Origin of the sequence: Streptomyces sp. NPDC047130 (assembly GCF_040643475.1) — a bacterium.
Classification (GTDB): domain Bacteria; phylum Actinomycetota; class Actinomycetes; order Streptomycetales; family Streptomycetaceae; genus Streptomyces.
In genome coordinates this window covers 308,919-335,911 of record NZ_JBEYUK010000002.1, presented here as the reverse complement: position 1 = coordinate 335,911, position 26,993 = coordinate 308,919, and the positions used below count along the sequence as shown (strand labels likewise).

Here is a 26,993-nt window from a genome sequence, read left to right as displayed (position 1 = left end):
GCGTCGGAGCCGGGCGGGAGACGGGGCGGAGCGTCAACCCCGTCGGGGCGAGGGCGCGCCGACCGGTCAGGGCCGACTCGGCGGTGCGACCGGCTGGGGCCGGCTCCGGCTCAGCAGCCGGACAGGTAGCTGGTCAGCGCGCTCTTCTCGGCGGAGTCCACCGAGAGGTTGTAGTAGTACTTCACCTGCACCCAGGCGCGGACGTAGGTGCAGCGGTACGCGGTGCGGGACGGCATCCAGGTGGCGGGGTCCTGGTCGCCCTTCGCCTGGTTCACGTTGTCGGTGACGGCGAGCAGCTGGGGGCGGGTCAGGTCGTTGGCGAAGGCCTGGCGCTGCGCGGTGGTCCAGTTGCGGGCGCCGGAGTCCCATGCCTCGGCGAGCGGCACCAGGTGGTCGATGTCCACGTCGGAGGCGAGGGACCAGGTCGCGCCGTCGAAGGGCGAGTACCAGCTGCCGCTGGTCGCGGCGCAGGAGGAGTCGGTGACGACGCCGGAACCGTCGCGCTTGAGCACGGTCTCGCGGGTGTTGCAGGCGCCGCTGATGGTGATCCAGTGCGGGAAGAGGTCGCGGTTGTAACCGGTGCGCACCTCCGTCTGGACCGGGAGGGCGGCGAGGTAGCTACGGGCGGTGGTGGCGCTGACCGGCGTCGGCAGGGCGGCGGAGGCGCTCGGGGCGGTGAACAGGCCCAGCGAGGCGAGGATCCCGGCCAGCGCCGTGACTATGCCGAAACGACGACCGTGACGCGCGTAGAACTTGGGCATGCGAAGTCCCTCGGTTGGGAGGAGTGGAGCGCGGACGACGGCATGCTCGTCGCGTCACGTTGCCGGCGGATGAGCAGCCGGTGAGAAGCTAGCGACGCGTACATGCCACGACAAGAGGCCGTGGGAGGTTCCGTCGTGTTCGCCCGGATGTTCCGCACCGGACGTTCACACCCGCCGTCCGCGCCCGGAGGTTCCCGTACGATGGACGCAGCGGAAGGGGAGTAGCCCTACGCCGGGACCGTCGACATACTGCTCAGCTCGCTGAGCCGGCGCCCGGGGGCCGCGCACCGGTGCGTCACCGGAGCGGCCGGCGAGACCTTCGGCAAGCAGTGCATACCCGTGTGCAACCGTGTGTGCTGCCGTGCCGAGGTGTTCGCAGACGCGCAAGCTCTCGGTGGGGTGGCCCGACCGATTGAGGAACAGTGATCAGTATTGGTGTGACGGCGCTCGTCTTCGGCGTCGTCTTTCTCGCGGAACTCCCCGACAAGACCGCCCTCGCGGGCCTGGTGCTGGGGACGCGCTACCGCGCCTCGTACGTCTTCGCCGGTGTGGCGGCGGCCTTCCTGGTCCACGTGGTGCTCGCGGTCGCGGCGGGCAGCGTGCTGACGCTGCTGCCGCAGCAGCTCGTGCACGCGATCACGGGTGTGCTCTTCCTCGGCGGGGCGGCGGTACTGCTGATGAAGAAGGGCGAGGACGAGGAGGAGATCCGCAAGCCGGAGAACCAGTCCTTCTGGAAGGTCTCCGGGGCGGGCTTCATGCTCATCCTCGTCGCCGAGTTCGGTGACCTCACGCAGATCATGACCGCCAACCTGGCCGCCCGGTACGACGACCCGCTGTCCGTGGGGCTCGGCGCGGTGCTGGCGCTGTGGTCGGTGGCGGCGATCGGCATCCTCGGCGGCAAGGCGCTGATGAAGAAGGTGCCGCTGGAGCTCATCACCAAGATCGCCGCGGTCGTGATGGTGGGGCTGGGTCTGTGGAGCCTGTGGGAGGCGATCGCCGGCTGAGGTCGGCCGGGGCCCGGGCGGCGCCCCCGTTTCGGGTCCTGCACGTCGGTCCTGCGGCGCACGCGTCCCGGGCCCTCGCACCGCCCTCTCGATCCAGCGACGCACGCGTCCCGGGACCCGGTGGTCCGCCCGCTCCTCCGGGCCGCGCTCGACCCTGGTGCCGCGGCGGAACCCGTGACCGGTGTGCCGGGTCCCGCTGCGGCCGGGATGGTGTTCGGTGTCCGCCCAGGCGCCGAAGCCGGTGGGTGCGGCGGCCGGCGCCTGGGCCTCGTTCCGCCGACGCCCCCAGGGGGTGGCTGTGGGCGTGCCCCTGCGCCCCGCTTTCTCGTGCTCCGGCGCAGCCCGGCCGTGACCCGGCGCCGCCCTGCATCGGCCCGGTGCGCCTGGGGCTCGCTGGTCGCGGCGGAACCTGCCGTGGGTGCGGCGAGCCCAAGCCGCCCGGCCGGTCCTGCCGGGGCCGTCGACGGCCGCGCCGATCGGTCCAGCGGCCCGGGAGTCCGGTCGGGAGGGCGCGGTCCGGCTGTCGCTGGGCAGGATCCGGCAGGTCGCGCCCGGCGCCCATGGGTGCCCTCGCGTGCGCCCGACCTGCGCTTTCGCCTCCCCGGTACGGCGCGGTGTCCACATCCTGGTCGCCCGGGTGGCGGGAAGCGGGCAGGTTTTGTATCGTGAAGGAACAAAGTGGTTCCCGCTCGTCACCCCCTGACCGGCGGGCGGGGCCACCTTGGTCTTCTTCTCTCGTGTCTGGAGCCGTGCCGTATGGCCGTGGGTGCCGCAGTGGAACTCTCCGTCCGCGCCCTCCTGCTGGACATGGACGGAACCCTGGTCAACTCCGACGCCGCCGTGGAGCGCGTCTGGAGGCGCTGGGCCGCGGAGCACGGCATGGACGGCGACCGCGTGATGGCGGTGGCGCACGGCCGGCAGGGCTACGCCACGATGGCCCTGCTGCTGCCCGACCGCCCCATGGCCGAGAACCACGCCGACAACGCCCGGCTGCTGGCCCAGGAGACGGCCGACACCGAGGGTGTGGTGGCCGTGCCCGGCGCCCCCGAGTTCCTGTCCTCCCTGCGGGGCCTTCCGCACGCCCTGGTGACCTCGGCCGACGTGGCGCTGTCCACGGCGCGCATGGCGGCAGCCGGACTGGCCGTGCCGGAGATCCGGGTCACCGCCGAGGACGTCTCCGCGTCCAAGCCCGACCCGGAGGGCTTCCTCAAGGCGGCCGCGGAGCTCGGGATCGCGCCCGAGGACTGCCTCGTGTTCGAGGACTCCGAGGCCGGTATCGCCGCCGGCAAGGCCGCCGGGATGCGGGTGGTCGGCATCGGTGAGCGGGCCGCCGCCCACGGTCCGGACGTGGTCGTGCCCGACCTGCGGGCGATCCGCGTCGAAGCGGGCGCGGACGGTCCGATCCTGGTCAACGTGGAGCAGGACGGGCTCGACCGGCCCGCCGGAAGCTGACCGCGTACGACCACGACCCCACCATGACGCGGGACCGGACAGGTCCCGCCCTTCGAACCAACCGGGCCCGGCCCTCATCGCCCGCCGGCCGGGCCCGGTTATGGCCTTGTCGACCTATCGACGGCCGTCGCGGTCCTGGTCGCGGCGGTCGTCGTCGCCGTCGTACCGGCTGCCCGGTCGTCCCTCGCCGGTGGTGACCGACTCCAGGGCCGCCCGGGTGTGCGGGCCGTACGTGCCGTACTCGTCGCCCTTGACGCCGTTGACGTACTGGAAGGCGCTGACGCTGTTGCGCACCTGGTCGTCGTACCGGCCGTCCGGCTCACCGGGGTAGAGCCAGAGCTCCGCCAGGCGGCGTTGGAGCTCCGCCACCTCCGGGCCGGTGTCTCCGGGGCCCAGGGCGCCCGCGGCCGGGCCGGTGTCGCTCTCCGTGCCGTCGGCCGGGGCCGAGGTGCTGGAACGTTCCGGCTCCGGGGTGGGGGAGGGGGTTCGCGAGGGCTCCGCGGACGGGCTGGGGGAGGTGCTGGGCGACGCGGAGGCGTCCGGGGCCGCCGACGGCGCGGCCGAGGTCGGCAGGTCCGTGTCGGCGGCCACCTCGGTCGGGTCCACGTCCGGGACGCTCGCCCGCTGCGGCAGGGAGGTCGTCCGGGAGGGCGGCTGGTACGAGAAGAGTCCGCTGGTCACGCCCGCGATCACCGCGCCCACGCCGACCACCGAACCGGCGGTCACCAGGGCGACCCGGCGCTTGGGCGTCCGGCGGCGGCGGTGCGTGCCCCGCGCCCCCGCGGCGTCCGGTCCGGCCGAGTCCGCAGGCCCGCCGGAGCCGGCAGGCCCGCCGGAGCCGGCCGGCCCGACGGAACCGGCAGGGACGGCGGAGCCGAAGGGCCCGGTGCCGCCGGCGGAGCCGAAGCCGGCCGCCGGGCCGGGATCACCCGCGGCGGAGAAGCCGCCCGCACCGGCGCCCGCGGTGCCCGCGTCGACCCCGGGGCCCAGCGGTCCGGCCCCCGCGAAGTGGGAGCGCGCGGCACCCGCCCCCGCGCCGTGGACCGGCGCAGGCTGCTCCGGGGGCAGCGGGCCCGCGAGGGGCACCTCGGCGTCCCGCGCGGCGACGATCTCCCCCACGATCACCCGAGGCTGCCCGGCGGGCGGCGTGTCGGTCCCGGAGCCCAGCCCCACGTAGGGCCGCACCCGCAGCGGGTCGAAGTCCTCCGCCTCGGCGGCCTCCCGTTCGCGCGCGTCACGCAACGCGTCGGCGGCCAGCGTTCCGCAGGCGCACAACGGGGTGTGATCCGCCCGGCGCGGCGTACCGCACCCGGGGCAGTCGTTCCCCTGGTTCTCGTTCACGCGACGGGTCCCCTCCCAGGAATCTCCCGTGATTATGCAGATTTTCTGACCGTGCGCCTACGGCGGTCCGGATTCGGTCCCGCCCCTGGGGACTCAACGGGCCATAACGGGTGACTCCGGACACGATGGATGGAGGCCGAGGCACGCGGAGGCCGAGGCGTGACGGCCGAGAGTCGAGAGCCCGGGAGGACCCATGGCCGACGACGCACAGCGGGGGACGGGCGGCCCCCGGTCCGGGGAACCGGACACCGGCCGCACCGGCTCCGGGCCCCCGTTCGACCGGCGGGTGCCGGCCGCCACCCATGACGCGGCCCACGCCCCGCACGCGGCCCACGCCTCGCACGCCGGGCACGCCGGGCACGCGGGGCAGGCGGGGCAGGCCGGGCAGGCCGGGCACGGGACCCGGGGCGGCGTCGCGCAGGAACCCGCCCATGTCGCGCCCAACGTGCTGCTCTCGATCGGCGCGCTGCTGCTCGGCATGCTGCTCGCCGCCCTCGACCAGACCATCGTCTCGACGGCGCTGCCCACCATCGTCAGCGAACTCGGCGGCATGGAGCACCTGTCCTGGGTGGTCACCGCCTACATGCTGGCGGCCACCGCAGCCACCCCGCTCTGGGGCAAGCTGGGCGACCAGTACGGGCGCAAACGCCTCTTCCAGACCGCCATCGTCATCTTCCTGGCCGGTTCCGCGCTCTGCGGCATGGCGCAGGACATGCCGCAGCTCATCGCCTTCCGGGCCGTGCAGGGCCTGGGCGGCGGCGGCCTGATGGTGCTGTCCATGGCGATCGTCGGGGACCTCGTCCCGCCCCGCGAACGCGGCCGCTACCAAGGCCTCTTCGGCGCGGTCTTCGGCGCGACCAGCGTGCTCGGGCCGCTGCTCGGCGGACTGTTCACCCAGCACCTGAGCTGGCGCTGGGTCTTCTACATCAACCTGCCGCTGGGCGTCGTCGCGCTGGGTGTGATCGCCGCCGTGCTGCACATCCCCCGGCACCGGGAGAAGCACCGCATCGACTACCTGGGCACCCTGCTGATCGCCTCCGTCGCCACCTGCCTGGTGCTGGTCACCTCGCTCGGCGGCACCACCTGGCCGTGGGGGTCCTGGCGGATCGTGTCGCTGGCGGTGCTGGGCGTACTCCTCGCGGTGGCGTTCGTGGCGGTCGAACGGCGGGCCGCCGAGCCGGTGCTGCCGCTGAAGCTGTTCACCATCCGCACCTTCAGCCTCACCGCGGTGATCAGCTTCATCGTCGGCTTCGCGATGTTCGGCGCGATGACCTACCTGCCGACCTTCCTCCAGGTCGTGCACGGCATCTCGCCGACCATGTCCGGCGTCTACATGCTGCCGATGGTGGCGGGCCTGCTGCTCGCCTCCACCGGCTCCGGGCAGGTCGTCAGCCGCACCGGCCGGTGGAAGGTGTTCCCCGTGGCCGGCACCCTGATCACCGCCCTCGGCCTGGTGCTGCTGCACCGGCTCGACGCGACCAGCCCCACCTGGCTGATGGGCGTGTACTTCTTCGTCTTCGGCGTCGGCCTGGGCCTGGTCATCCAGGTCCTGGTGCTGATCGTGCAGAACGCCGTGTCCTACCAGGACCTGGGCGTCGCCACCTCCGGCGCCACCTTCTTCCGCTCCATCGGCGCCTCCTTCGGCGTCGCCGTCTTCGGCACGATCTTCGCCGGACGCCTCGACGACAAGCTGGTCAGCACCTTCCGCGGGGTCACGCTCCCACCCGGGGTGACCGTCGACGGCCTGGAGGCCGACCCGCGCGGCATCGCCGGACTGCCCGCCGCGCTGCGCCTGCGCGCCCTGGACGCCTACTCCTCCGCCATCACCGACGTCTTCCTGTACGCCGCACCCGTCGCCGCGCTCGCGTTCCTGCTGGCCCTGGCGCTGCGCGAGGACCCGCTGCGCGGCTCGGTGACCGCCCCGGACGCCTCGGAGACGCTGGCCAGCAACCCCGTGGAGCGGTCCTCGCGCGACGAGGCGGCGCGCGCCCTGTCGGTGCTGGCGAGCCGCGAGGGGCGGCGCGAGGTCTACCGGCGCATCACCGAACGGGCCGGCTACGACCTGCTGCCCGCCGCGAGCTGGCTGCTGCTGCGGACCCGCCGGTACGGGTGGACCGAACCGGCCGTGCTGGCCGAGTACAGCAAGGTGCCGCTGGAACGGATCATGACGGCCGGACGGCAGGTGGAGGAGCGCGGTCTCGCGGTGCGCCGCGGCCTCGACCTGGAACTCACCCCCGCCGGGTACGAGGTGGCGGAACGGCTGGCGCGGGCCCGCGAGGAGTCGATGGCCGAGCTGCTCGGCGACTGGTGGGGACCCGAGCGGCCCCGCGACCTGATCCAGCTGGTCAAGGAGCTCAACGACGAGCTCTCCGGCTCCGACGCCGAACGGCCCCGCAGGGTCGGCGGATCCACCTCGCACCGCTACTGGCGGGCCGCCTGAGCGGTTCGCCGCGACCTTCCCGAGGAACCCCGCCACCCGCTCCGCCCCGCTCCGCCCGTCTCCCCTGCCGTGAATGCGCCGTTTGAGCGATGAGGCCCCGGCAAGACGAACGGGACGAAGCGGTCCGCGACGAGGAGCGGGCCGGGAGCGACCCCGGAAGGCATCCATGTCCCAAGGCGTGATCATCGCTCTGATCGTCATCGTGGCCGCCGTCGTGCTGATCGCGGCCTTCATGGCCAAGTCCCGCAAGGCGCACGGCGGGCGCAACCTTCGCCGGCGCTTCGGGCCCGAATACGAACGGACGGTCGCCCGGTACGACGGCGACACCGCCGCCGCCGAGCGGGAACTGGCCGCGCGCGTCGAGCGCCACGGCGAGCTGAGCATCCGGCCGCTGGAGCCGGCCGAGCGGCAGCAGTACGAGACGCGCTGGGCGGCCGCCCAGGAGCGCTTCGTCGAGTCGCCGCGCGAAGCGGTGACCGAGGCCGACCGGCTGCTCGCCGAAGTGGCCGCCACCCGCGGATTCCCCGGCGGCGGCGAGTACGAGGAGCAGGTCTCCGCGCTCTCCGTCCACCACCCGCACCACGTGAACGGCTACCGGCGCATCCACCGCGCGGCCCTCGCCGCCGCGGGCGGCGCCGCGGAGAGCAGCTCGGCCACCGAGGAGCTGCGCGAGGCCCTGGTCGAGGGCCGGGCGCTCTTCGACGAACTGATCAACGACCACCGCACCCACCGCCCGGGCGCGACCGCGGCCGGCTCCGGCGACGCCCACGGGCACGGCGCCCGGCACGGCAGCCAGGGCACCGTCGGCGACCGGGTCCGGTCCCACCTGCCGGGCAACGCCCCCCGGCACCACGTGAAGGGGAGCTGACGCATGAGCGAGCGCATGACCGACCGCATCAAGAACCGCCTGACCGACCAGGGCAACAACCACCCCGACGGCGGCGACCACCACCACGGCACCGCCCACCACGGCACCGCCCACCACGGCACCGACCACTCCACCGACCGCGGCACGGGCCACACCAACGGCCTGCCCGCCGACCGGACCGCGGACGGAGCGGGCGCCGCCGACGGGTGGGGCCCCGGCGCCTCGGCCGACACCGCCGTCACCCCGGTCCGCCCGCTCTCGGAGCAGGGCGTCCCGGTCACCCCGGACAACCACGACCTGCGCAACCAGCAGGACCGGTCCGCGGGCCAGGGCATCCGGGACGGCCAGGTCTTCCAGGACAGCCACGACACGCAGGACTCCTACGACACGCAGGACCCCTACGGCACGCAGGGCGGCCACGGCGCGACCGGCGCCCACCCGACCCCGGGCAGCGGCACCACCGGCCCGACCGGCGCGAGTGCCGCGACCGGGATGACCGGTACGACCGGCACCTCGGCCCAGGGCACGGGCACCCACGCCGCTCCCCACGAGAGCGGGCACGGCTCCCTGGGCGACGGGCAGCACGGCACGGCGGTCGGCGGCCCCTTCGGCGGCGTCACCGGCGGGCGCGACTCCCACGGCGCTGAGTCGTACGGCGGCGACACCCACGGCGTGGGCACCCACAGCACCGGCACACATGGCACCGGCACACACGGTGCCGGCACCACCGGCCCCGGCACCACCGGCCCCGGCACCCATGGCACCGGCACCCATGGTGGGGCCACCCACGGTTCCGCCGGCACCCATGATGGCGCCCACCACAGCGACGAAGACGGTCCGGGCGAGACCCTGCACCGGCTGCTCCCGCACGAGGACACCGAGAAGCTGAACCAGCGGCTGCACCACGCCGTCGGCGGCTTCGTCGACGAGCCGCGCGGGTCCGTCGGGGAGGCGGAGAAGGTCCTGGACGAGGTGGCCGAGCGCCTCACCTCGTGCCTGACCGCGCGGCGGCGCACCCTGCGCACCGCCTGGCAGTCGCTCGGCGACGAGACCGCCGACCCGGCCGCCGACACCGAGCAGCTCCGGCTGATCCTGCGGGACTACCGCGAGCTCACCGACCGGCTGCTGCGGCTCTGACCCGAGGGCCGCGCCCCCGCCCCGATCAGGCCCGGACCAGACCCTCGGCCAGGCTCCCGACCAGGCCCTGATCAGCCCCGCCGGGCCCGCCGCTCGGCCAGCACGCCCTCCACGTCGAAGGGCTTGCGGCCCAGCGGCGGGCCCGGCGGCGGCTTGTACATCATCTCGCGGATCCGGACGTTGACGTCCTCCAGGATCTTGCGCGCGGCCCGCTCCGACGGGGCGGCCAGAGCGGCCTCGTGGGCGTCCTCCGCCTCCTTGCGCAGGGCGAGCGCCGGCGGCAGGACCGACAGGCCCTCGCGGGCCATCTTGCGCTTCACCCACCACAGGTCGTCGTGGGCGGCGCCCAGGTCCGGCAGCGGCTTGCCCGCGCCCGGCAGATCGGCGAACTCGCCCCGCGCCTCGGCCTCGCGGATCTGGCGGTCCACCCAGGACTCGAAGTTCACGCCCGGAGGCTTCCGTTCGGTCATGCGTCCATTGTCCAGGACCGGCCGTCCGGAGGACGAGCGGCATCCGGCCGATCTATCATCGGCACCGGTCCCGCCCGGTCGCACCCTAGGAGCTGAGCACAGTGCTCGAACTGACCATGGCCGCCGTCTCCGGCACGGAGGAGGGCGCCACGGCCGGCATGCAGATGGCCGACGCGCCCAGCGTGCCCGGCTCGGTGCTGCGGGTCGGCCGCGACAAGGCGGTGTGCCGGCTGGGCACGCCGTCGGACTGGCTGTTCGTCTCCCGGGTCCACCTGGAGTTCCAGTTCGGCTCCGACGGCGTCTGGCACCTCAGCTGGCTGCGCGGCTCCCAGCCGGACCCCTCCTCCGAGGTCCGCATCGTCCTCGGCGGCGCCACCCACCCGCTGGCCTACGGCGGCACGGTCGCCCTGCCGCCCGGCGGTTCCGGCGAGGTCGTCGTCCAGGACCGCACCTCGCCGCGCAGCGTCAACGTCGGCTTCCACCACGAGGCCTGAGCCCGAGCCCCGCGGCCCGGACGCCGCTCAGGACACCACGCGCGCCAGCGCGAACCCGTCGTGGCCCTTGGTCCCCACCGTCTGCAGCGCGGTGGCGCTGAGCCGCGGGTGCCCGGCGATCAGCTCCAGCGCCTCACGGGTGCCCCGTACGTCAGGCGCGTCGCTGCCGGCGTCGGCGACCCGGCCGCCGCGCACCACGTTGTCGACGACGATCAGGCTGCCCGGCCGGGTAAGCCGCAGCGCCCACTCCACGTAACGCGGGTTGTTGCCCTTGTCGGCGTCGACGAAGACCAGGTCGAACGGCTCGTGGCCCTCGTCGGCCAGCTTCGGCAGCGACTCCAGCGCCGGGCCCACCCGCACCTCCACCACGCCGTCCAGCCCGGCCCGGGCGAGGTTCCGGCGGGCGATCTCCGCGTGCCGCTCCTCGTACTCGAGGGTGACCAGGCGACCGTCGGCCGGGAGGGCGCGCGCCATCCAGATGGTGCTGTACCCGGCCAGGGTGCCGATCTCCAGGATGTTCCGCGCGCCCTGCGTCTCGGCCAGCAGGCGCAGCAGCTTGCCCGCGCCGGCCGAGACGCTGATCGGGGGCAGCCCGGCCGCCTCCGCGTCCCGCAGCGCCGCGGTCAGCGCCTCGTCCTCGGGGGCCAGCAGGCCGGACAGATAGTCGTCGACGTCGTTCCAGAGAGCGGAGTCGCTCATCGGACGGAACCTTTCCTCGGGGCCGTCGGACCGGGCGGACGGCCGTGCGCCCACCCGCACCCGGATTATCGTCCGGTCACGGCCCGCCGGGGGAGAACTCCGCCGAACGCGCGGGCCGCGTCCCGGCGGTCAGTCCCGGACGCGGTCGAAGCGGGGGCCGGAAGGCCCGACGGACACCGCGTAGTGGACGGCGCCGCCACCCTCGCGGGCCGTGCGGCAGATGTGCCCGGTCGGTCCGTCCGGCTCGACCGCCGCCGCGGCCGGCATCGCGTCGCAGCTCAGCGAGGTGCCGGCGTCGCCGCCGAACCGGTCCCAGAACGCATGGTGGACGCGGCGGGCGACCAGCAGCGCCTTCCCGGGGTCGGCGCGGTAGGGGGTGAGGACGTCGCCCGGCTCGTACTCCTCGCCGACGGTGACCGTGTAGGGGATCTCCACCCCCTCGTACGTCACGACGCACGCGCTCGCGGCGCCGGCCCGCTGGGTGACGCCCTCGGGGCAGACGGCGGTGGTCCTGCCCGCCACGCGGACGTCGCTCAGCAGGTCGCCCTGGAGCGCGTACTCGACCTGGGTGGTGAAGTCCGCGTCGGAGCCCGGCCGGCCGGGCGGATCCGCCATGTCGGAGCCGCTGCCGGCCACTCCCCGCTGCGGGCCGGTGATCTCCACCGCCAACGGGCCGCCGTCCGCGGGGGAGGCGGGGGACGCGGGGGAGGAAGCCGGTGCGGGGCTGGAGGCGGGTGCGGGGCTGGAGGCCGCGCCCGGCCGGTCCGCCGGGCCGGGGCCGGTGGACGCGCCGTCCTCACGGCCGCAGCCGGCCATGAGGAGCGCGGCGGCGGCAACGCCCAGCAGGGCGCGGGAATCTCGTCGCATGACCGGAATGTTAGGGATGTGCCGACGCCGCCGGGGAGGCGACGGGAAAACCCGTTGGGCCCGGTGCCGGGCCGCCGCGACAATCCCGGCATGACGACGCCGCACACGACCACCGCCTGGTCGGTCGCCCCCGAGGCCGTGACCTCGGCAGACGCCGCCGCGCTCTGGAGGGCGTACCACACCGAGGTCAGCGACCGCTGGTACCTGCTGCACGAGGGGCGCCGCACCGACCCGGACGAGCTGGAGCGGGAGATCGCGGCCGGCACCGGGGGCGGACTGGCGCCGCCCGGCGGGGCGCTGCTGGTGGCGCGGTACGACGGGGCGCCCGCCGGGACGGCCGGGGTCCGGATGGTCGAGGAGGGCGTGGCGGAGCTCAAGCGGGTGTTCCTGCTGCCCGCGTGCCGCGGCAGGGGAGGCGCGGCGCTGCTGGTCGCGGCGGCCGAGGGGACGGCCCGGGCGATGGGGGCCCGGCGGATGATCCTGGACACCCGCCACGACCTGGTCGAGGCGCGGGCGCTGTACGCGCGGCTCGGCTACCGGGAGACCGGCCGCCACAACGACGAGCCGTACGCCGAGCACTGGTTCACCAAGGACCTCACCGGCCCCTGACCCCGACGCTCGCGGACGCCACCCTCCCCGACGTCACCGGTCCCCGGCCCTGACGCTCCCCGACGTCACCGGTCCTTGGCCGCGGCGGGCTCCTCGAAGGTCACCGGGGTCTCGAACGCCGCCTGCCGGGTGGCGCGGCGCAGCGCGCGCAGGACGGCGGGGCCGACGGTCAGGGTGAGGACGGTGGTGAGCAGGGCGCGGCCCAGGTCCCAGGCCATGGAGGTGGTCAGGCAGTAGGCCACGAAGCGGGCCAGGTTGACGGCGAGGGGGGCCTGCGGGTCCGGAGCGACGGCCACGGCGATCTGGCCGGCCATGAACGGCCACCCGGCCAGGTTCATCAGCGTGCCGTAGCCGAACGCCGCGAGGAAGCCGTACCCGGCGAGCATCCCCACCTCGGCGCGTCCCGAGGGCCGGCGGGGCAGGAGCCCCGCGCCCAGCGTGAACCAGCCGAGGGAGAGCATCTGGAACGGCAGCCAGGGGCCCACCCCGCCGGTCAGCAGCGCCGACGCGAAGAGCGTCACCGAGCCGAGCACGAAGCCGAAGCCCGGCCCCAGGACACGGCCGGCCAGCAGCATCAGGAAGAAGGTGGGCTCCAGCCCGGCCGTGCCCGCGCCGAGCGGGCGCAGCGCGGCGCCCGCGGCGGCGAGCACGCCCAGCATGGCCACGGCCTTCGCGCCGAGGCCCGACTCCGCGATGGTGGCCGCGGTGACCGCGACCAGGAGCAGCAGCAGCGCGGCGAACAGCCAGGGGGCGTCCTCCTGGTGGGCGGCCACCGAGGACTCCGGCGGCACCAGCAGCGGCCACACGAAGCCGGCCAGGCCGACCGCGCTCACCAGCAGCAGCGTGAGGGTGGAGCGGGCGCCGAGCCGGACCGCGCGGGTGCGGGGGGCCGTCGGGGGGACCGCGGTCATGCCAGCGCCTCCCGGACCTGGCGCACGGTGAGCCAGCGCCGCGGGGCGAGCACCTTGGTGACCTGCGGGGCGTAGGCGGGCAGCGCCAGCACCACGTCGGCGGTCGGGCCGTCGGCGACGACCTCGCCGTCCGCCAGCATCACCACCCGGTGGGCGAGCTCGGCCGCCAGTTCCACGTCGTGGGTGGCGAGGACGATGGCGTGGCCCTGTCCGGCGAGCTGCCGCAGGTGGCCGACCAGGCGGGACTTGGCCGCGTAGTCCAGGCCCCGGGTCGGCTCGTCGAGCAGCAGCAGCGGCGGGCGCGCGGTCAGGACCACCGCCAGGGCGAGGGTGAGGCGCTGGCCCTCGGAGAGGTCCCGGGGGTGGACGGAGTCCGCGATGCCCGGCAGCAACCGGGTCACCAGGGCACGGCAGGTGCCGGGCTCGGCGTCCGCGTCGCGGTCGGCGGCCGCGCACTCGGCGGCCACGGTGTCCGCGTACAGCAGGTCGCGGGGCTCCTGCGGCACCAGGCCCACCCGGCGGACCAGGTCACGGGGCCTGGTCCGGTGCGGGACCGCGCCGCAGGCCAGCACCGAGCCGGAGGCGGGCTCCACCAGGCCGACCAGGGCCGACAGCAGCGTGGACTTGCCCGCGCCGTTGCGGCCCATCAGGGCGACGGTCTCGCCGGGAGCGACACCGAGCGACACCGAGCGCAGCGCCTCGACCGCGCCCCGGCGCACGACCAGGCGGTCCACCACGGCCGGCAGCGGGGCCGCCGCCGCGGGCTCGCCGCCCCCCACCCGCGCCGTCGCGGGCGCCGTCGTGGGTGCCGACAGGGGTGCCGTCGCGCCGGTGGCCGGGGCGTCCGCACGGGTGCCGTGCCCGGCCCCGCCGTCCCGCGGCTGCGGAAGCGTTCCGGTCGCGCCGCCGGCCCCGGAGGCGGCGGACGCCGCGGACGCCCCGGACCCCGCCGCCCGCCGGTTCGGGCGCCACCACCGGCGGCGCTCCGGCTCGGGCGTCGGCGCGGGGACGGTGAGGGCGGCCGGCCGCGGGGCGGGAGGGGCCGTGTCGTCCGCGTCGGCGAGGCGGTCGCGGAGGCCGGTCGCGCGGCGGCGGGCGTCGCGGACGGTCAGCGGGAGCGGGGACCAGCCGGCCAGGCGGCCCAGCTCGACCACCGGCGGGAAGACCGGGGAGGCGGCCATCACCTCGGCCGGGTCGCCCACCACCGGCGCCCCGCCGGGCGCGGGCAGCAGCAGCACCCGGTCCGCGTAGTGGACGACGCGCTCCAGCCGGTGCTCGGCCATCAGCACCGTGGTGCCCAGGTCGTGCACCAGCCGCTGGAGCACCGACAGGACCTCCTCCGCGGCGGCCGGGTCCAGCGCGGAGGTCGGCTCGTCCAGCACCAGCACCCGCGGGTGCGGGGTGAGCACCGACCCGATGGCCACCCGCTGCCGCTGCCCGCCGGAGAGCGTGGCGATGGGCCGCTCCCGCAGGTCCGCCAGGCCCAGCAGGTCCAGCGTCTCCTCGACGCGACGCCGCATCACGTCCGGGGCGAGGCCCAACGACTCCATCCCGTACGCGAGTTCGTCCTCGACCGTGTCTGTGACGAAGTGCGCCGTCGGGTCCTGCCCCACCGTGCCGACCACGTCGGCGAGTTCGCGAGGCTTGTGGGTCCGGGTGTCCCGGCCGGCCACCGTCACCCGGCCGCGCAGGGTGCCGCCGGTGAAGTGCGGCACCAGCCCGCTGACCGCGCCCAGCACCGTCGACTTGCCGACGCCGGACGGGCCGACCAGCAGGGCGAGTTCGCCCTCGGGGATCTCGAAGTCCAGCCCGCGGACGGCGGGTTCGCCCGCACCGTCGTACGTCACGGAGACATCGTCGAAGCGGATCACGGTCGTCGGTCCTTGCCGTTCGGTCGGGAAACGTGCGGGGCGAGGAAGGAGGGGAGCAGGCCCAGCAGCAGCGCGGCGGCGGGCCACAGCGGCAGCACGGGCGCGGTCGCCGGGGTGACCGGCGGAGTCAGCGCCACCGGGTCCCAGGCCGCGGCGAGGACGGTCAGCACGGCCACCGCCACGCCCGAGCCGGAGACCAGCCAGGCGCGGACGCCCCACCGCTCGGGCCGGTACCGGGTGCGCGGGGTGCGCCGGCCGCCCAGCCACAGCCCGCCCAGCGCGGCCGCCACCCCGGCCAGCAGCAGCGGAAGCCCGTACACCCCGCCGACGGCGGAGAGCAGCCCGTACGAGCCGGCCGCGACCCCGAGCAGGCCGCCCACGGTGAGGACGGCCGTGGTGCGGCGCACGGCGGCCGGGACGGCGGCGGTGCGGCCGTACCCCCGGGCGTCCATGGCGGCGGCCAGCGCCACCGAGCGGTCCAGCGCCCCCTCCAGGACCGGCAGCCCCACCTGGAGCAGGCCCCGCACCCCGCGGTCCGGCCGCCCGCGCAGCCGCCGGGCCGCGCGCAGCCGCAGCACGTCGGCGATCAGGTGCGGCGCGAAGGTCATGGCGACCACCACCGCCACCCCCACCTCGTACAAGGCGGCCGGCAACGCCTTCAGCAGCCGGGACGGGTTCGCCAGCGCGTTCGCCGCGCCCACGCAGATCAGCAGGGTGGCCAGCCGCAGGCCGTCGTAGAGCGAGAACAGCACCTCCTCCAGGTACACCGGACCGCCCAGGCGGACGCCCTGCGCCCAGTCGGGCAGCGGCACCTCGGGGAGGTGGAGCAGCAGTCGCGTGCCCGGGACCGCGGTGCCGAAGACCAGCGAGAAGACGAGCCGGATCCCCAGCACCAGCAGGCCCAGCTTGACGAACGCGCCGTACGAGCGCGCCCAGGGAGCGTCCGTGCGGCAGGCCATGACCACGTAGGCGCTGACGCCGATCAGCAGCGCCAGCAGCAGCGGGTTGCGGGTGCGGGACGCGGCGACGCCCAGCGCCAGCGCCCACACCCACCAGGCGCCGGGATGCAGCGCCGCGCCGGAGGCCCGGGCGGCGCCGCGGTTCGCGGACACGGTCATGGTCACGGTCACGTTCGGTCTGCCTCGCTCCCTCGTCCCCTCGTCCCCTCGTCCCCGTCAGCCCCGCCGGCGGCGGGACTGCCAGACGGCCGCGCCACCCAGCAGCAGCACGGCGCCCGCGCCCGCCCACAGGCCGAGCGACGGGCCCGGGGACCCGGCGTCGGTGGAGGCGCTCCCGGTGGAGGCGGGCTCGGCCGGGCCGTCGGACGGGTCCGCGGCGGCCACCTGCTCGCCGCAGCCGGTGCGCGGGTAGCCCTCGATGGCGCACAGCATGGCGCTGCTGTCGTAGCGCAGCGGGGCGGCCACGGCGGCCAGGGCCTCCGCGGCGGAGGCGTCCTCGGCCACGCTCGCGCAGTAGGTGCGGCCCTCGGGCGGCGTCTCGCCTCCCGGCGCGTGCTCCGGCGTGCCGAAGTCGACGACCAGGGCGATCCGCTTGCGGCCGTCGCGCTCCGGGGTGCCCTCGCAGATCTCCGCGAACGGCTGCGTGGTGCGCGGACGGGACGCCTCGGCGGAGTTCTCGGTGATCGCGAAGCGGAAGCCCTGCACGGCCCCGTCCGCCGGGCGCAGCGAGGACGGGCCCTGGGTGGCCCACACCCACGTCCGCCCGTCGAGCTCCCAGTAGGACCAGTACCGGTACCCGGCCGCCTGCGCCGCGCCCGCGCCCTGCACCAGCAGGAGCGCGGTCAGCAGCGTGAGGACGGCCGTGGCGAGGGCGCGCGCACGGTTCACGGGCGGCGCTTCCGGGAGGCGCGGACCGCCGGCAGGGCCGCGACGGCCGCGATCACCACGAGGGCGGCGCCGCCGGCCCACCACACGGCGGGGGAGACGCCCCGGTCCTCGCTCGTGCCCTGCTCCTCGGCCTCGGCGGGCTTGCCGGCCTTGGGGGCGGGACCGGTGGCGTTGAGCTGCTCCACCAGGTCCTGGCCGCCGAAGTCGCGCGGGTCGGCGCCGACCGCCCGCACGGTGAGGATCAGCTGGGCGTAGGCGGCGGGGCCGGTCTGCTTCGCCCAGGCGACGCCGTTGTCCCGCAGGTGGGCGACGGCCTTCTCGGCCTGGTCGGCGTGGCCGGCGGAGGCGAGGGCGACCACGGCGTCGGCGGTGTTGCCGAGGTCGGGCTGCGGGTCGGCGCCGGGCATCGCCGAGGTGAGGTGGCCGTCCTCGGTCAGCGGGCCGGCCAGGTAGGCCGCGCCGTTCTCGGCCGCCTGCTCCGGCGTCCTCGCCTCGGCGCACTGCGCGGCGGCACCGGCCGGCTCCGCCTTCCTCCCGCCGAGGCCGGAGCCCAGGGAGCCCAGCACGGCGGCTGCGGTGGCGTCGGCGTTGGCGAGCAGCTTCCCGGACCTGTCGGGCTGGTAGGCGAACGCGCCCGCGTCCTTCCCCTTGCAGGGCAGCGCGAAGGTGAGCAGCGCGTCCAGGGGCGACTTCCCGTCCTTCACGGTCTCGGCCGGCTCCTCGCCCGCCGCGACCAGCGCGCCGATCACCACGGAGGTGGAGTTGGCGTCGGACGGGGTGCCGGGGTTGTAGCCCCAGCCGCCGTCCTCGTTCTGCACGGAGACCAGCCAGTCGACGGCCTTGCCGACCGCCGCGTCGTGCCCGCCGAGCGCGGCCAGCGCCTGCACCGCGGCGGCGGTGCTGTTGCTGTCGACCATGGTCTTGCTGTCGCACGCCGCGGACGGGTCCGGGCGGAACGCGGCGAACGAGCCGTCCGCGCACTGCTGCCCGGTCAGCCAGCCGACGGCCCGGTCGGACGGGGTCACCCCGGCGGTGTCCTGGGCGAGCAGGGTCAGCGACTGGCGCCAGACGCCGTCGTAGGTGGGGTCGGTGGCGCCGTGGAGGCCGGCGGGTATCTCCGGGGGCGCGGACGGCGACGGCGTCGCGTCGTCCGCGAAGGCGGCCGGGGCCGTCCCGGCGCCGAGTACGGCGGCAGCGGCCAGGACCGCTGCGGCGCGGCGAACGTTCATGGTTGGCGGAGAGCCTCTCCCTGTGGGGGAGCCAGGCAGCGACGGGCACCGACTGGGGCCCGGCGGCTCGGCTCCGTATACCTCGACGGTGCCGGCCGCCGACGGGAGCCGGCGGCCATGAGCCGGTCACGGTCGCGCGGGGCATTCCGGCTCGCCGCCATGACGGCGGCTCACGGTTGCGGGTCAGCGCCGGATTTGCACCGGCTTCCCCCCGAACGGGTGTGATGACGACCGTGCCACTCTACCGGCAGCCCCGGGCGGCACCAGGGGCGCGGTACCCCCGCCCCGCCCGGGCCGGGCGCCGGTCCGGCCCGCGCGTCCCGACCCGCGCGACCGGGCGGTCGCACATATCCGGCCATGGCGATCGCAAACAGGGCCAAGGGGCCCTCGACCCGGCCCCGGGGTGCGGCTAGATTCCGGGAATGGTCCTGATCGGAGTCGGCCGAACGGCCGACGTGTACGTGCTCGACGAACGGTGGGTCCTGCGCAGGTACCGGGACGGCGCCGTCGGGGACGCGGAGACCGAGCGGACCCTGATGACCTACCTCCGCGGACACGGCTACCCCGTGCCGCTGGTCCGCCCCGCGCAGGAGGGGACCTCCCGCACGGACCTGGTGCTGGAACGCCTCGACGGCCCGACCATGGCGGGAGCCCTGGCCGCCGGACTGGTCACCCCGCGGCAGGCGGGCGCCATGCTGGCCCTGCTGCTCACCGGGCTGCACGCGGTCCCGGCCCGGCGGGCCGACGGCCCCGGCAGGAGCATCCTCCACCTCGACCTGCACCCCGAGAACATCATCCTCACCTCCGGCGGCCCGCGCGTCATCGACTGGGCCAACGCCTCCGAGGGACCTCCCGGACTCGACTGGGCGATGAGCGCGGTGATCCTCGCCGAGGTCGCCACCGGGACCACGCGCACCGCCCGGCCGGCCCGGGAACTGCTGTCCGCGCTGCTCGGCGACCCGGCCGCCGTCCACCTCACCCCCGAGGCGCTGACGGAGGCGCTGCGGCGCAGGGCCGAGGACCCGATGACGACGGAGCGTGAGACGGCCGCCCTCGGCCGGGCCGGGGACGCCGTGCGCGAACTGGTGGAACCACGGCCGGTGTGACCCCCGTGCGGGAGGCCGCGATCCGGACATCTCCCCACGTCAGCACAGACGTCGGGGAGCGGGCGCCGTGGCGAGCATCACCCGGCGGACCACCCACAGTCCGGCTACCAGCGGGTAGATTCGAAGCGCCGCTGTGTGATCAACAGTGGTCACCGGTGATCGATCCGCGACTTGTTGCTGGCAGCCGCCGCGACGTAACCTCGCGGAACAGTTCAGTGAGAAGGGGGCCGTACGTGACCGCTGAGGCCATGGCCGCCGACGGTCAGCCGGCTCTGCGCATCGCGCTCCTCACCTACAAGGGCAACCCGTTCTGCGGCGGACAGGGCGTCTACGTGCGCCACCTGTCCCGCGAACTCGCCCGTCTGGGCCACACCGTCGAAGTGATCGGCTCCCAGCCGTACCCGGTCCTCGACGAGGGCGAGGACCTCGCCGGACTCTCCCTGACCGAGCTCCCCAGCCTCGACCTCTACCGCCAGCCCGACCCGTTCCGCACCCCGCGCCGCGAGGAGTACCGGGACTGGGTCGACGCCCTCGAGGTCGGCACCATGTGGACCGGCGGCTTCCCCGAGCCCCTCACCTTCTCGCTGCGCGCCCGCCGCCTGCTGCGCGCCCGCCGCGGCGACTTCGACGTCGTCCACGACAACCAGACCCTCGGCTACGGCCAGCTCGGCGACCTCGGGGCGCCCCTGGTGACGACCGTGCACCACCCCATCACCGTCGACCGGCAGCTCGAACTCGACGCCGCCGGCGACTGGAAGCGCCGCCTGTCGGTCCGCCGCTGGTACGCCTTCACCCGGATGCAGAAGCGCGTCGCCCGCCGCCTGCCCTCCGTCCTCACCGTCTCCGGCAGTTCCCGGCAGGAGATCGTGGACCACCTCGGCGTCCGACCCGAACGGGTGCACGTGGTGCACATCGGCGCCGACACCGACCTGTTCTCCCCCGACCCGTCCCTCGCCCGGGTCCCCGGACGGATCGTCACCACCTCCAGCGCCGACGTCCCCCTCAAGGGCCTGGTCTTCCTGGTCGAGGCGCTCGCCAAGCTGCGCACCGAACAGCCCGACGCCCACCTCGTCGTGGTCGGCAGGCGCGCCGAGGACGGCCCCGTCGCCCAGGCCATCGAGCGGTACGGTCTCGAAGGCGCCGTCGAGTTCGTCAAGGGCATCTCCGACGCCGAACTCGTCGACCTGGTCCGCTCCGCCGAGGTCGCCTGCGTGCCCTCCCTCTACGAGGGCTTCTCGCTGCCCGCCGCCGAGGCCATGGCCACCGGAACCCCGCTGGTCGCCACCACCGGCGGCGCCATCCCCGAGGTCGCCGGCCCCGACGGCGAGACCTGCCTGGCGGTACCGCCAGGCGACGCCGGCGCCCTCGCCGCCGCCCTCGGGCGCCTCCTCGACGACCCGGAACTGCGGGCCCGCCTCGGTGCCGCCGGCCGCGCCCGCGTCCTGGAACGCTTCACCTGGAAGCGCGCCGCCGAGGGCACCGTCGCCCACTACCGGGAGGCCGTCGCACGCCGCTCGACGGGCGGTCGCGCGCCCGTCGCCCCCACCCCCACAACCGGCCACCACCACGAAAGCAGGACCCCGTGCTGACCGTCGACTTCTCCCGGTTCCCGCTCGCCCCGGGCGACCGTGTCCTGGACCTCGGCTGCGGAGGAGGCCGGCACGCCTTCGAGTGCTACAAGCGCGGCGCCCAGGTCGTGGCCCTCGACCGCAACGGCGAGGAGATCCGCGAGGTCGCCAAGTGGTTCGCCGCCATGAAGGAGGCCGGTGAGGCCCCGGCCGGCGCCACCGCCACCGCCATGGAGGGCGACGCCCTCAACCTGCCGTTCCCGGACGCCTCGTTCGACGTCGTCATCATCTCCGAGGTGATGGAGCACATCCCCGACGACAAGGGCGTGCTCGCCGAGATGGTCCGCGTCCTCAAGCCGGGCGGCCGGATCGCGGTCACCGTGCCGCGCTACGGGCCGGAGAAGGTCTGCTGGGCGCTCTCCGACGCCTACCACGAGGTCGAGGGCGGCCACATCCGCATCTACAAGGCGGACGAGCTCCTCGCGAAGATGCGCGAGGCCGGCCTGCGCCCCTACGGCTCCCACCACGCGCACGCGCTGCACTCGCCGTACTGGTGGCTGAAGTGCGCCTTCGGCGTGGACAACGACAAGGCGCTGCCGGTGCGGGCGTACCACAAGCTGCTGGTGTGGGACATCATGAAGAAGCCGCTGGCCACCCGGGTCGCCGAGCGCGCCCTCAATCCGGTCATCGGCAAGAGCTTCGTGGCCTACGCGACCAAGCCGCACCTGCCGGCCGCCGCCGTCGCGGGTGCCGGTGCCGACTCCGGTGCCGACGCGGGTGCGGGTGCCGGCGGGGCGGACACGCCGTGACCACGCCCAGGACCGAGCACCTCGTCCTTCCCGGGGTGCTCACCGCCGAGCAGGCCGCCGCCACCGTGCGCGGCCTGCTCGCCGTGCAGCGCGAGGACGGCGCGATCCCGTGGTTCCGCGGCCACCACCTCGACCCGTGGGACCACACCGAGGCCGCCATGGCCTTCGACGCGGCCGGCGAGCACGAGGCCGCCGAACGCGCCTACCGGTGGCTCGCCCGCCACCAGAACGAGGACGGCTCCTGGTTCGCCGCCTACGCCGACGGCGCCCACGACCAGGTCACCGACCGCGCCCGCGAGTCCAACTTCGTCGCCTACGTCGCGGTCGGCGTCTGGCACCACTACCTGTCCACCGGCGACGACACCTTCCTCGACCGCATGTGGCCCGTGGTGTACGCGGCCGTCGAGTTCGTGCTCCGGCTCCAGCAGCCGGGCGGACAGATCGGCTGGAAGCGCGAGGACGACGGCACGGCGGTGAACGACGCGCTGCTGACCGGCAGTTCGTCCATCCACCACGCGCTGCGGTGCGCGCTCGCCGTCGCCGAGCAGCTGGAGGAGCCGCAGCCCGACTGGGAGCTCGCGGCGGGCGCGCTGCGGCACGCCGTCCGGCTGCACCCGGAGCGGTTCCTGGACAAGAACCGGTACTCCATGGACTGGTACTACCCGGTCCTCGGCGGGGCCCTGGAGGGCGCCGAGGCGCGGGAGCGGATCGCCTCCCGGTGGGACGACTTCGTGGTGCCCGGACTGGGCGTGCGGTGCGTCGTGCCCAACGCGTGGGTGACCGGGGGCGAGTCCTGCGAGCTCGCCCTCGCGCTGTGGGCGGCCGGGGAGTCGGACCGGGCGCTGGAGATCCTCCAGTCGGTGCAGCACCTGCGGGACGAGGAGTCCGGGCTGTACTGGACCGGGCTCGTCTTCGACGACGGGGCGATCTGGCCGCGGGAGCTCACGAGCTGGACGGCGGGGGCGTTGCTGCTGGCCGTGGCGGCGCTCGGGGGACACGAGGCGACCTGCGCGGTCTTCGGCGGCGACCGCCTCCCCCGGGGCCTCGACCCCGACTGCTGCGACCCCACCCCCACCGGACCCGCCTGACCCCGCATCGCCCGAGCCGCCCGGCGGGTCGCGTTCGCCGGGCGGGGCAGGGGCGGGGCAGGGGGTGTGGCGCGGGCGGGGAGGCCGGGACACCCGGACGGGGGTACTGGGGTCGCCGGGGGAGAGGGGCGGGGTGAGGCTGCGGGGAGGGAAACGTTCTCTCCATCCGGAGGCAGACTCATGCCCGTTTCGATACGCCGTCTCGTCCTGGCCGTCACCCTCTGCTGCGCCCTCGTCGCCGGCACCGCCGCCTGCGGCGGCGGCGAGCGCACCGCCTCCGCCCCCCAGGCGGACACCCGGTCCGTGGAGGAACGGGCGATGGCGGAGATGAGGGCCGAGGCGGACCGGGCCGCCCGCCAGGCGCCGGCCGAACCCACCCCGACCACCTCCGCCGAGAAGCAGAAGTTCGCCAAGACCCGCTTCGTGGTGAACGCCGGCCTCGCCGCGGGCGCCACCTACCAGTGGATCGTGAAGCCCTTCCGCGCGGGCAAGTTCAAGAAGGGCGCGGACGGCCGCCGCGTCGCCCTGGTCAAGGCGGGTGTCGCCGGCCTGTTCGCCTACAACCGGCTCGACGCGGCCGTCAAGAACGCCAAGGCGGACCCCACCCTGTCCAAGGCGGTCGCCCCGCTGCAGGAGGGCATCGACAAGCTCAAGGAGCAGGCGAAGAACCTGCGCAAGGGCGACAACACCGACGACATCGTCGGCAACTTCGACAGCATCATCAACGACGTCAAGGACGCCGGAAAGTCGGCCGGCGCCGAGGTCACCGACAAGGTGCCGTCCGCCGGCGAGCTCACGGGCGGCTCGTAAGGGCACTCGGGCACACGGCGACGCGCGGCACGACGAAGGCCCCCGCCGGGCGGCGGGGGCCTTGTCACGAGTTGACGCCGGCCGTCAGCCCCGCTGGATCCCCGAGGCGTCCTGCAGCAGACCACGACGGCCGTCCTGGGTCTGCGCGATCAGGCCCGGACCCCGCTGGTCGACCGCCAAGTACCAGACGCCCGGCGTCAGTTCGGCGATCTGCGTGGGCGAGCCGTCCTCCGCGTACAGCGGACGCGGCGCCGGCACGGCGAACCAGAACGGGGAGAACTCCGGCCCCGCCTGCTGCGCGGGGGCCTGCATGCCCTGCTGCGGCTGGGCCTGCGGCTGCGGCTGGCCGCCACCGAAGGACTGCTGCGGCGCCCCCGGGTAGCCGTACCCGTTCTGCGGCTGCGCGCCGTACGGCTGCGGGGCCGCCGGACGCGGGGTCGCGTTGATCAGCGGCGCCTTCAGCGCGGCCACCAGATTGCCGGCGACCGCCGCCCCCGCCAGCACCAGCGCGGCGATGAACCCGAGGATCAGGCCGGCGCCGGCGCTGCCGTCGGAGTCCAGCAGCATCCACAGCAGGTACCAGAAGGAGAACACCGTGAAGGCGACGCCCAGCGTCCCGAGGTCGTGACCGGCCACCTTGCGCGGCTGGGGCAGACACCGGTTGACGACGATCAGCGCGGCGCCGATCACGCCGCCCAGGAACACACCCAGGGCCAGCGGAAGGCTGCCCCAGGCGGAGGGGGATTCGATGCCGTAGTCGTTGGCGCCAAGGTCGCCGAGGTCGGCGATGTCGAGGAACGACGCGATGAACAGCAACAGCGCTGCCCCGATCACCACGCCGTCGCCCCGAGTGAGGGAGCGGATGTTCACTACAAGTCCTTCGTCGTCTCGTGTCGTCGTGTCGTACCCGGCTCTGCCGCGGGTTGGACCCTACCGTCAGCACCGGACAGCGCGGGCACCCGGTGGGCAGGTCCGCGCACGTCCGACGGTCATCCGCCCAGGAACCCCACGATTCCGTCGGAAATGCCCTGCGCGGCCTTCTGACGCCATGCGCCGCTGGTCAGCAGCGCGGCGTCCTTGCTGTCCCGCATGTTGCCGCACTCGATGAACACTTTGGGCACCTTCGACAGATTGAGGCCGCCCAGATCCTTCCGCGTGACCAGACCGGTGCCGCCGCCGACGTAGTTGGAGGGCGCGCTGCCGGTGACCCGCACGAAGTGGCCCGCGATGCGTTCCCCCAGGTCACGGGAGGGGCCCACGATCGGACGGGTGTCCGCGCCGCCCCCGGTGACCGCCCCGGGCAGGATCAGGTGGAAGCCGCGGTCGCCGTCGGCGGAACCGTCGGCGTGCACCGACACCACCGCGTCCGCCTCCGCCTCGTTGCCGATCCGGGCGCGTTCGTCGATGCAGGGACCCCACGGGCGGTCGCCGTCCTGGGTCAGCCGCACGGTCGCGCCCTGCTTCTCGAGCAGCGCCCGCAGCCGGCGGGACACGTCCAGGGTGAACGCCGCCTCCGCGTACCCCGCGTCGGTGGCGGTGCCGGTGGTGTCGCACTCCTTGCTGCCGTTGCCGATGCGGACCGTGCGGTTGATCTCGGCGGTGTGCCGGGCGTTGCCGGTGTTGTGCCCCGGATCGATCACCACCACCTTGCCCCGCAACGGGCCCGACCCGGCGGGCGGCCGGGCCGTGGAGGAATCCGAGGGCGAGGAACCGGAGGACGCCGAGGGCGGCGTGGAGGCGCCCGTGGGTGAACTCCCGTTTCCCGAGGGGTAGTTCGTGGAGGTCGGGGCGGCCGTGGGGCCGCCCCGGCCGCCGTCGCCGCTCACCGCCCGCTGGACCGCCAGCCCGCCGGCGGCCACGGCCACCACCACCATCACGGCGAGCAGCGCGCGGCGGCCCCGGCCGGGGCGCGGCGACGGGCGGGGATCGAATTCCGGACCTGCGTACGACACGGGGCGAGCCTAACGGGGAGAGTCCGTACGGGGATTCAGATCCCGGCGCCGGTCCGCCGCAGCACCCGCAGCGAGCCGGTCGCCGCCACCTCCGCGAACGCGCCGGACCCCAGCGCCCGCAGGTACACGCGGTACGGGGCCTGCCCGGTGAACTCGTCCAGCTTCACCGGGAAGACGTCGTGGATCACCAGCAGACCGCCCTCGGCGACGTGCGGCGCCCAGCCCTCGTAGTCGGCGTTCGCGTGCTCGTCGGTGTGCCCGCCGTCCACGAAGACCAGCCCCAGCGGCGACCCCCACACGGCCGCCACCTGCGGGGAGCGGCCCACCAGCGCCACCACGTGGTCCTCCAGGCCCGCCCGGTGCAGGGTGCGGCGGAAGGTGGGCAGGGTGTCCATCACCCCGAGCTCCGGGTCCACGGTCCGCGGGTCGTGGTACTCCCAGCCCGGCTGCTGCTCCTCGCTGCCGCGGTGGTGGTCCACGGTGAGGGCGGTGACCCCGGCGCGACGGGCGGCGTCCGCGAGCAGGATCGTGGAACGCCCGCAGTAGGTGCCGACCTCCAGCAGCGGCAGACCCAGCCGGCCCGCCTCCACGGCCGCCGCGTACAGGGCCAGGCCCTCGTCCGCGGGCATGAAGCCCTGGGCGGCCTCGAACGCGGCCAGGACCTCGGGCGCGGGATCGACGGTCGCGGGCATGGGCTCTCCTCGGGGTGGTGCGGCGGGCTGCGCGTACGGGTGCTGCGCGGCCATGCTGCCGTACGGGACGCGTCGGCGGTCGAGGGGGTGCGCGGTGAAGGGGCCGGTCAGTCCGCCTCGCGGAGCAGCGCGGCGGCCAGCGCCGGGTCCACCACCGTCTCACCGGTCAGCACCCGGCGGATCGCGGTGGCGAGTTCGCCGACCGGACCGTCCTTGACGAGGAACCCGGCCGCGCCGGCCGCCAGCGCGCGGCGCACGTACTCGGGGCGGCCGGCCGTGGCCAGGACGATCACCCGGCAGTCGGGGGCCTGGGCGGTCAGCTCGGCGGCCAGGTCGAGACCGCCGAGCCCGGGCAGGCCGACGTCCACCAGCGCGACGTCGGGGCGGTGGGTGAGCGCCGCGTGCACCGCCTCCTCGCCGGAGGCGGCGCGGACGACCACCTTCAGATCGGGCTCCATCTCCAGCAGGTGCGCCAGGCCGCCGCGGGCGGTGCGGCCGTCCTCGGCGAGGAGGAGCCGGACGGACCGGGTGGGGCGGTGCGGGGGCGGCATCTCGTTCACGTCCCCAGCGTAGGTTCCCGAGGCCCGCCAGGCCGCCCCGTCCACCGGTCGGGTGAACCCCGCCGACGGGGCGGTTCCCGCCCGTCCGCGGGGGCCGGGCACGCTCCCGGGCCCTCTCCGGCTCTTCTGGGCGGGACGCTCGGGTTCGCGCGGCTTTGCTGGGCGGGGCGGTCGGGTTTGTGCGGCTTTCTTGAGCGGGGCGCTCGGGTCCGTCCGGCCTTCTTGGGCGAGGCCCTCGAGTTTTGCCGGCTTTCTTGGGCGGGCGCTCGGGTCCGTCCGGCCTTCTTGGGTGGGACGCTCGGGTCCGTCCGGCTTTCCTGGTCGGGGCGCTCGGGGTGTGCCGGCTTTCCTGGGCGGGACACCGGGTCCGTGCGGCTCTCCTGGTCGGGGCGCTCGGTATCGTGCGGC

25 protein-coding genes, 1 pseudogene and 1 riboswitch are annotated in these 26,993 nt (G+C 75.2%); of the genes and pseudogenes, 12 read left to right on the top strand and 14 right to left on the bottom strand.

All coding sequences use genetic code 11. The features are described from left to right. Positions 1-110: 110 nt before the first annotated feature. On the bottom strand, positions 111-761 hold the full coding sequence (locus tag ABZ836_RS04050; RefSeq protein WP_361139018.1) for an HNH endonuclease family protein: 651 nt from the start codon (positions 759-761) through the stop codon (positions 111-113). Positions 762-1,183: 422 nt separating this feature from the next. On the opposite strand from ABZ836_RS04050, the gene ABZ836_RS04045 reads away from it, so the two are divergent. Then, complete coding sequence (locus ABZ836_RS04045; RefSeq protein ID WP_356131233.1) at positions 1,184-1,765, top strand: TMEM165/GDT1 family protein; 582 nt, start codon at positions 1,184-1,186, stop codon at positions 1,763-1,765. An 807-nt stretch (positions 1,766-2,572) separates the two neighbouring features. Beyond that, positions 2,573-3,217: an HAD-IA family hydrolase gene (locus tag ABZ836_RS04040; protein WP_356131576.1), complete on the top strand. Its 645-nt coding sequence runs from the start codon at positions 2,573-2,575 to the stop codon at positions 3,215-3,217. Between the two features lie 114 nt (positions 3,218-3,331). On the opposite strand, the gene ABZ836_RS04035 is transcribed toward ABZ836_RS04040, so the two are convergent. Then, positions 3,332-4,558: a peptidoglycan-binding domain-containing protein gene (locus ABZ836_RS04035; protein ID WP_361139014.1), complete on the bottom strand. Its 1,227-nt coding sequence runs from the start codon at positions 4,556-4,558 to the stop codon at positions 3,332-3,334. A 193-nt stretch (positions 4,559-4,751) separates the two neighbouring features. Between ABZ836_RS04035 and ABZ836_RS04030 the strand changes: the two genes are divergently transcribed. The 3 genes from ABZ836_RS04030 to ABZ836_RS04020 all read left to right on the top strand — a co-directional run bounded on the left by ABZ836_RS04030 (position 4,752) and on the right by ABZ836_RS04020 (position 9,003). Next, positions 4,752-6,998 (top strand): MDR family MFS transporter, encoded by a 2,247-nt coding sequence (locus ABZ836_RS04030; protein WP_361139011.1) that lies wholly within the window; start codon positions 4,752-4,754, stop codon positions 6,996-6,998. Between the two features lie 166 nt (positions 6,999-7,164). Further along, positions 7,165-7,866, top strand: coding sequence for a hypothetical protein (locus ABZ836_RS04025; protein ID WP_356131227.1), 702 nt, complete (start codon positions 7,165-7,167; stop codon positions 7,864-7,866). A 3-nt stretch (positions 7,867-7,869) separates the two neighbouring features. After that, positions 7,870-9,003, top strand: coding sequence for a hypothetical protein (locus ABZ836_RS04020; RefSeq protein ID WP_361139008.1), 1,134 nt, complete (start codon positions 7,870-7,872; stop codon positions 9,001-9,003). Between the two features lie 71 nt (positions 9,004-9,074). Here the strand turns inward: ABZ836_RS04020 and ABZ836_RS04015 are convergent, their stop codons facing one another. Then, the gene (locus ABZ836_RS04015; protein WP_356131224.1) at positions 9,075-9,473 is read right to left on the bottom strand and encodes a DUF1992 domain-containing protein; all 399 of its coding nucleotides are present in this window, start codon (positions 9,471-9,473) and stop codon (positions 9,075-9,077) included. Positions 9,474-9,574: 101 nt separating this feature from the next. Here ABZ836_RS04015 and ABZ836_RS04010 point away from each other — a divergent pair, with 101 nt between their 5' ends. After that, positions 9,575-9,967: a hypothetical protein gene (locus ABZ836_RS04010; protein WP_356131223.1), complete on the top strand. Its 393-nt coding sequence runs from the start codon at positions 9,575-9,577 to the stop codon at positions 9,965-9,967. A 27-nt stretch (positions 9,968-9,994) separates the two neighbouring features. On the opposite strand, the gene ABZ836_RS04005 is transcribed toward ABZ836_RS04010, so the two are convergent. Beyond that, entirely contained in the window at positions 9,995-10,666 is a 672-nt protein-coding gene (locus ABZ836_RS04005; RefSeq protein ID WP_361139004.1) for an O-methyltransferase, read from the bottom strand. 129 nt (positions 10,667-10,795) lie between these two features. Then, positions 10,796-11,533, bottom strand: coding sequence for a hypothetical protein (locus ABZ836_RS04000; RefSeq protein ID WP_361139001.1), 738 nt, complete (start codon positions 11,531-11,533; stop codon positions 10,796-10,798). Positions 11,534-11,623: 90 nt separating this feature from the next. Between ABZ836_RS04000 and ABZ836_RS03995 the strand changes: the two genes are divergently transcribed. Next, positions 11,624-12,142: a GNAT family N-acetyltransferase gene (locus ABZ836_RS03995; RefSeq protein WP_361138998.1), complete on the top strand. Its 519-nt coding sequence runs from the start codon at positions 11,624-11,626 to the stop codon at positions 12,140-12,142. A 65-nt stretch (positions 12,143-12,207) separates the two neighbouring features. Here the strand turns inward: ABZ836_RS03995 and ABZ836_RS03990 are convergent, their stop codons facing one another. Genes ABZ836_RS03990 through ABZ836_RS03970 form a run of 5 tightly spaced genes read right to left on the bottom strand, consistent with a single transcriptional unit; the run spans position 12,208 to position 18,000 of the window. Further along, the gene (locus ABZ836_RS03990; protein ID WP_361138995.1) at positions 12,208-13,053 is read right to left on the bottom strand and encodes an ECF transporter S component; all 846 of its coding nucleotides are present in this window, start codon (positions 13,051-13,053) and stop codon (positions 12,208-12,210) included. After that, positions 13,050-14,924: an ATP-binding cassette domain-containing protein gene (locus ABZ836_RS03985; protein ID WP_361138993.1), complete on the bottom strand. Its 1,875-nt coding sequence runs from the start codon at positions 14,922-14,924 to the stop codon at positions 13,050-13,052. The genes ABZ836_RS03990 and ABZ836_RS03985 overlap by 4 nt, the downstream gene beginning before the upstream one ends. Further along, a complete protein-coding gene (locus tag ABZ836_RS03980; protein ID WP_361138990.1) occupies positions 14,921-16,042 on the bottom strand; it encodes an energy-coupling factor transporter transmembrane component T in 1,122 nt (373 codons plus the stop codon). The genes ABZ836_RS03985 and ABZ836_RS03980 overlap by 4 nt, the downstream gene beginning before the upstream one ends. Positions 16,043-16,099: 57 nt before the next feature. Beyond that, positions 16,100-16,771 carry an SCO2322 family protein gene (locus tag ABZ836_RS03975; protein ID WP_361138987.1) on the bottom strand — a complete coding sequence of 224 codons (672 nt, stop codon included), beginning with the start codon at positions 16,769-16,771 and terminating at the stop codon, positions 16,100-16,102. Further along, on the bottom strand, positions 16,768-18,000 hold the full coding sequence (locus ABZ836_RS03970; RefSeq protein ID WP_361138984.1) for a prenyltransferase/squalene oxidase repeat-containing protein: 1,233 nt from the start codon (positions 17,998-18,000) through the stop codon (positions 16,768-16,770). The genes ABZ836_RS03975 and ABZ836_RS03970 overlap by 4 nt, the downstream gene beginning before the upstream one ends. Before the next feature lie 139 nt (positions 18,001-18,139). Further along, positions 18,140-18,211: riboswitch (cobalamin riboswitch) on the bottom strand. A 211-nt stretch (positions 18,212-18,422) separates the two neighbouring features. Here ABZ836_RS03970 and ABZ836_RS03965 point away from each other — a divergent pair. The 5 genes from ABZ836_RS03965 (at position 18,423) to ABZ836_RS03945 (ending at position 23,381) form a co-directional block, all read left to right on the top strand. Continuing rightward, entirely contained in the window at positions 18,423-19,106 is a 684-nt protein-coding gene (locus ABZ836_RS03965; protein ID WP_361138981.1) for a phosphotransferase, read from the top strand. A 248-nt stretch (positions 19,107-19,354) separates the two neighbouring features. Next, a complete protein-coding gene (locus tag ABZ836_RS03960) occupies positions 19,355-20,695 on the top strand; it encodes a glycosyltransferase family 4 protein (protein ID WP_356131570.1) in 1,341 nt (446 codons plus the stop codon). After that, entirely contained in the window at positions 20,689-21,483 is a 795-nt protein-coding gene (locus ABZ836_RS03955) for a class I SAM-dependent methyltransferase (protein ID WP_361138978.1), read from the top strand. Before ABZ836_RS03960 ends, ABZ836_RS03955 begins: the two co-directional genes overlap by 7 nt. After that, on the top strand, positions 21,480-22,571 hold the full coding sequence (locus tag ABZ836_RS03950; protein ID WP_361138975.1) for a prenyltransferase/squalene oxidase repeat-containing protein: 1,092 nt from the start codon (positions 21,480-21,482) through the stop codon (positions 22,569-22,571). The genes ABZ836_RS03955 and ABZ836_RS03950 overlap by 4 nt, the downstream gene beginning before the upstream one ends. 180 nt (positions 22,572-22,751) lie before the next feature. Next, positions 22,752-23,381, top strand: a complete 630-nt coding sequence (locus tag ABZ836_RS03945; RefSeq protein WP_356131203.1) for a hypothetical protein — start codon at positions 22,752-22,754, stop codon at positions 23,379-23,381. 84 nt (positions 23,382-23,465) lie between these two features. Here ABZ836_RS03945 and ABZ836_RS03940 read toward each other — a convergent pair whose 3' ends face one another. The 4 genes and pseudogenes from ABZ836_RS03940 to ABZ836_RS03925 all read right to left on the bottom strand — a co-directional run. Next, positions 23,466-24,251: a hypothetical protein gene (locus ABZ836_RS03940; protein WP_356131201.1), complete on the bottom strand. Its 786-nt coding sequence runs from the start codon at positions 24,249-24,251 to the stop codon at positions 23,466-23,468. A gap of 119 nt (positions 24,252-24,370) precedes the next feature. Further along, positions 24,371-25,333 (bottom strand): N-acetylmuramoyl-L-alanine amidase, encoded by a 963-nt coding sequence (locus tag ABZ836_RS03935; RefSeq protein ID WP_361138972.1) that lies wholly within the window; start codon positions 25,331-25,333, stop codon positions 24,371-24,373. A 35-nt stretch (positions 25,334-25,368) separates the two neighbouring features. Beyond that, complete coding sequence (locus ABZ836_RS03930) at positions 25,369-26,025, bottom strand: class I SAM-dependent methyltransferase (protein WP_361138969.1); 657 nt, start codon at positions 26,023-26,025, stop codon at positions 25,369-25,371. A gap of 128 nt (positions 26,026-26,153) precedes the next feature. Continuing rightward, positions 26,154-26,576: pseudogene (locus ABZ836_RS03925) on the bottom strand (response regulator); the annotation flags it as partial. Positions 26,577-26,993 lie beyond the last annotated feature (417 nt).

Excerpts from the sequence above, each read along its gene's own strand:
- ABZ836_RS03965 (WP_361138981.1), top strand. The coding sequence starts at position 18,423 with ATGGTCCTGATCGGAGTCGGCCGAACGGCCGACGTGTACGTGCTCGAC.
- ABZ836_RS04050 (WP_361139018.1), bottom strand. The coding sequence starts at position 761 with ATGCCCAAGTTCTACGCGCGTCACGGTCGTCGTTTCGGCATAGTCACG.
- ABZ836_RS04025 (WP_356131227.1), top strand. The coding sequence starts at position 7,165 with ATGTCCCAAGGCGTGATCATCGCTCTGATCGTCATCGTGGCCGCCGTC.
- ABZ836_RS04015 (WP_356131224.1), bottom strand. The coding sequence starts at position 9,473 with ATGACCGAACGGAAGCCTCCGGGCGTGAACTTCGAGTCCTGGGTGGAC.
- ABZ836_RS04030 (WP_361139011.1), top strand. The coding sequence starts at position 4,752 with ATGGCCGACGACGCACAGCGGGGGACGGGCGGCCCCCGGTCCGGGGAA.
- ABZ836_RS03970 (WP_361138984.1), bottom strand. The coding sequence starts at position 18,000 with ATGAACGTTCGCCGCGCCGCAGCGGTCCTGGCCGCTGCCGCCGTACTC.
- ABZ836_RS03960 (WP_356131570.1), top strand. The coding sequence starts at position 19,355 with ATGGCCGCCGACGGTCAGCCGGCTCTGCGCATCGCGCTCCTCACCTAC.
- ABZ836_RS04040 (WP_356131576.1), top strand. The coding sequence starts at position 2,573 with ATGGACGGAACCCTGGTCAACTCCGACGCCGCCGTGGAGCGCGTCTGG.
- ABZ836_RS03980 (WP_361138990.1), bottom strand. The coding sequence starts at position 16,042 with ATGACCGTGTCCGCGAACCGCGGCGCCGCCCGGGCCTCCGGCGCGGCG.
- ABZ836_RS04000 (WP_361139001.1), bottom strand. The coding sequence starts at position 11,533 with ATGCGACGAGATTCCCGCGCCCTGCTGGGCGTTGCCGCCGCCGCGCTC.
- ABZ836_RS04005 (WP_361139004.1), bottom strand. The coding sequence starts at position 10,666 with ATGAGCGACTCCGCTCTCTGGAACGACGTCGACGACTATCTGTCCGGC.
- ABZ836_RS03945 (WP_356131203.1), top strand. The coding sequence starts at position 22,752 with ATGCCCGTTTCGATACGCCGTCTCGTCCTGGCCGTCACCCTCTGCTGC.
- ABZ836_RS03995 (WP_361138998.1), top strand. The coding sequence starts at position 11,624 with ATGACGACGCCGCACACGACCACCGCCTGGTCGGTCGCCCCCGAGGCC.
- ABZ836_RS03930 (WP_361138969.1), bottom strand. The coding sequence starts at position 26,025 with ATGCCCGCGACCGTCGATCCCGCGCCCGAGGTCCTGGCCGCGTTCGAG.
- ABZ836_RS03990 (WP_361138995.1), bottom strand. The coding sequence starts at position 13,053 with ATGACCGCGGTCCCCCCGACGGCCCCCCGCACCCGCGCGGTCCGGCTC.
- ABZ836_RS04020 (WP_361139008.1), top strand. The coding sequence starts at position 7,870 with ATGAGCGAGCGCATGACCGACCGCATCAAGAACCGCCTGACCGACCAG.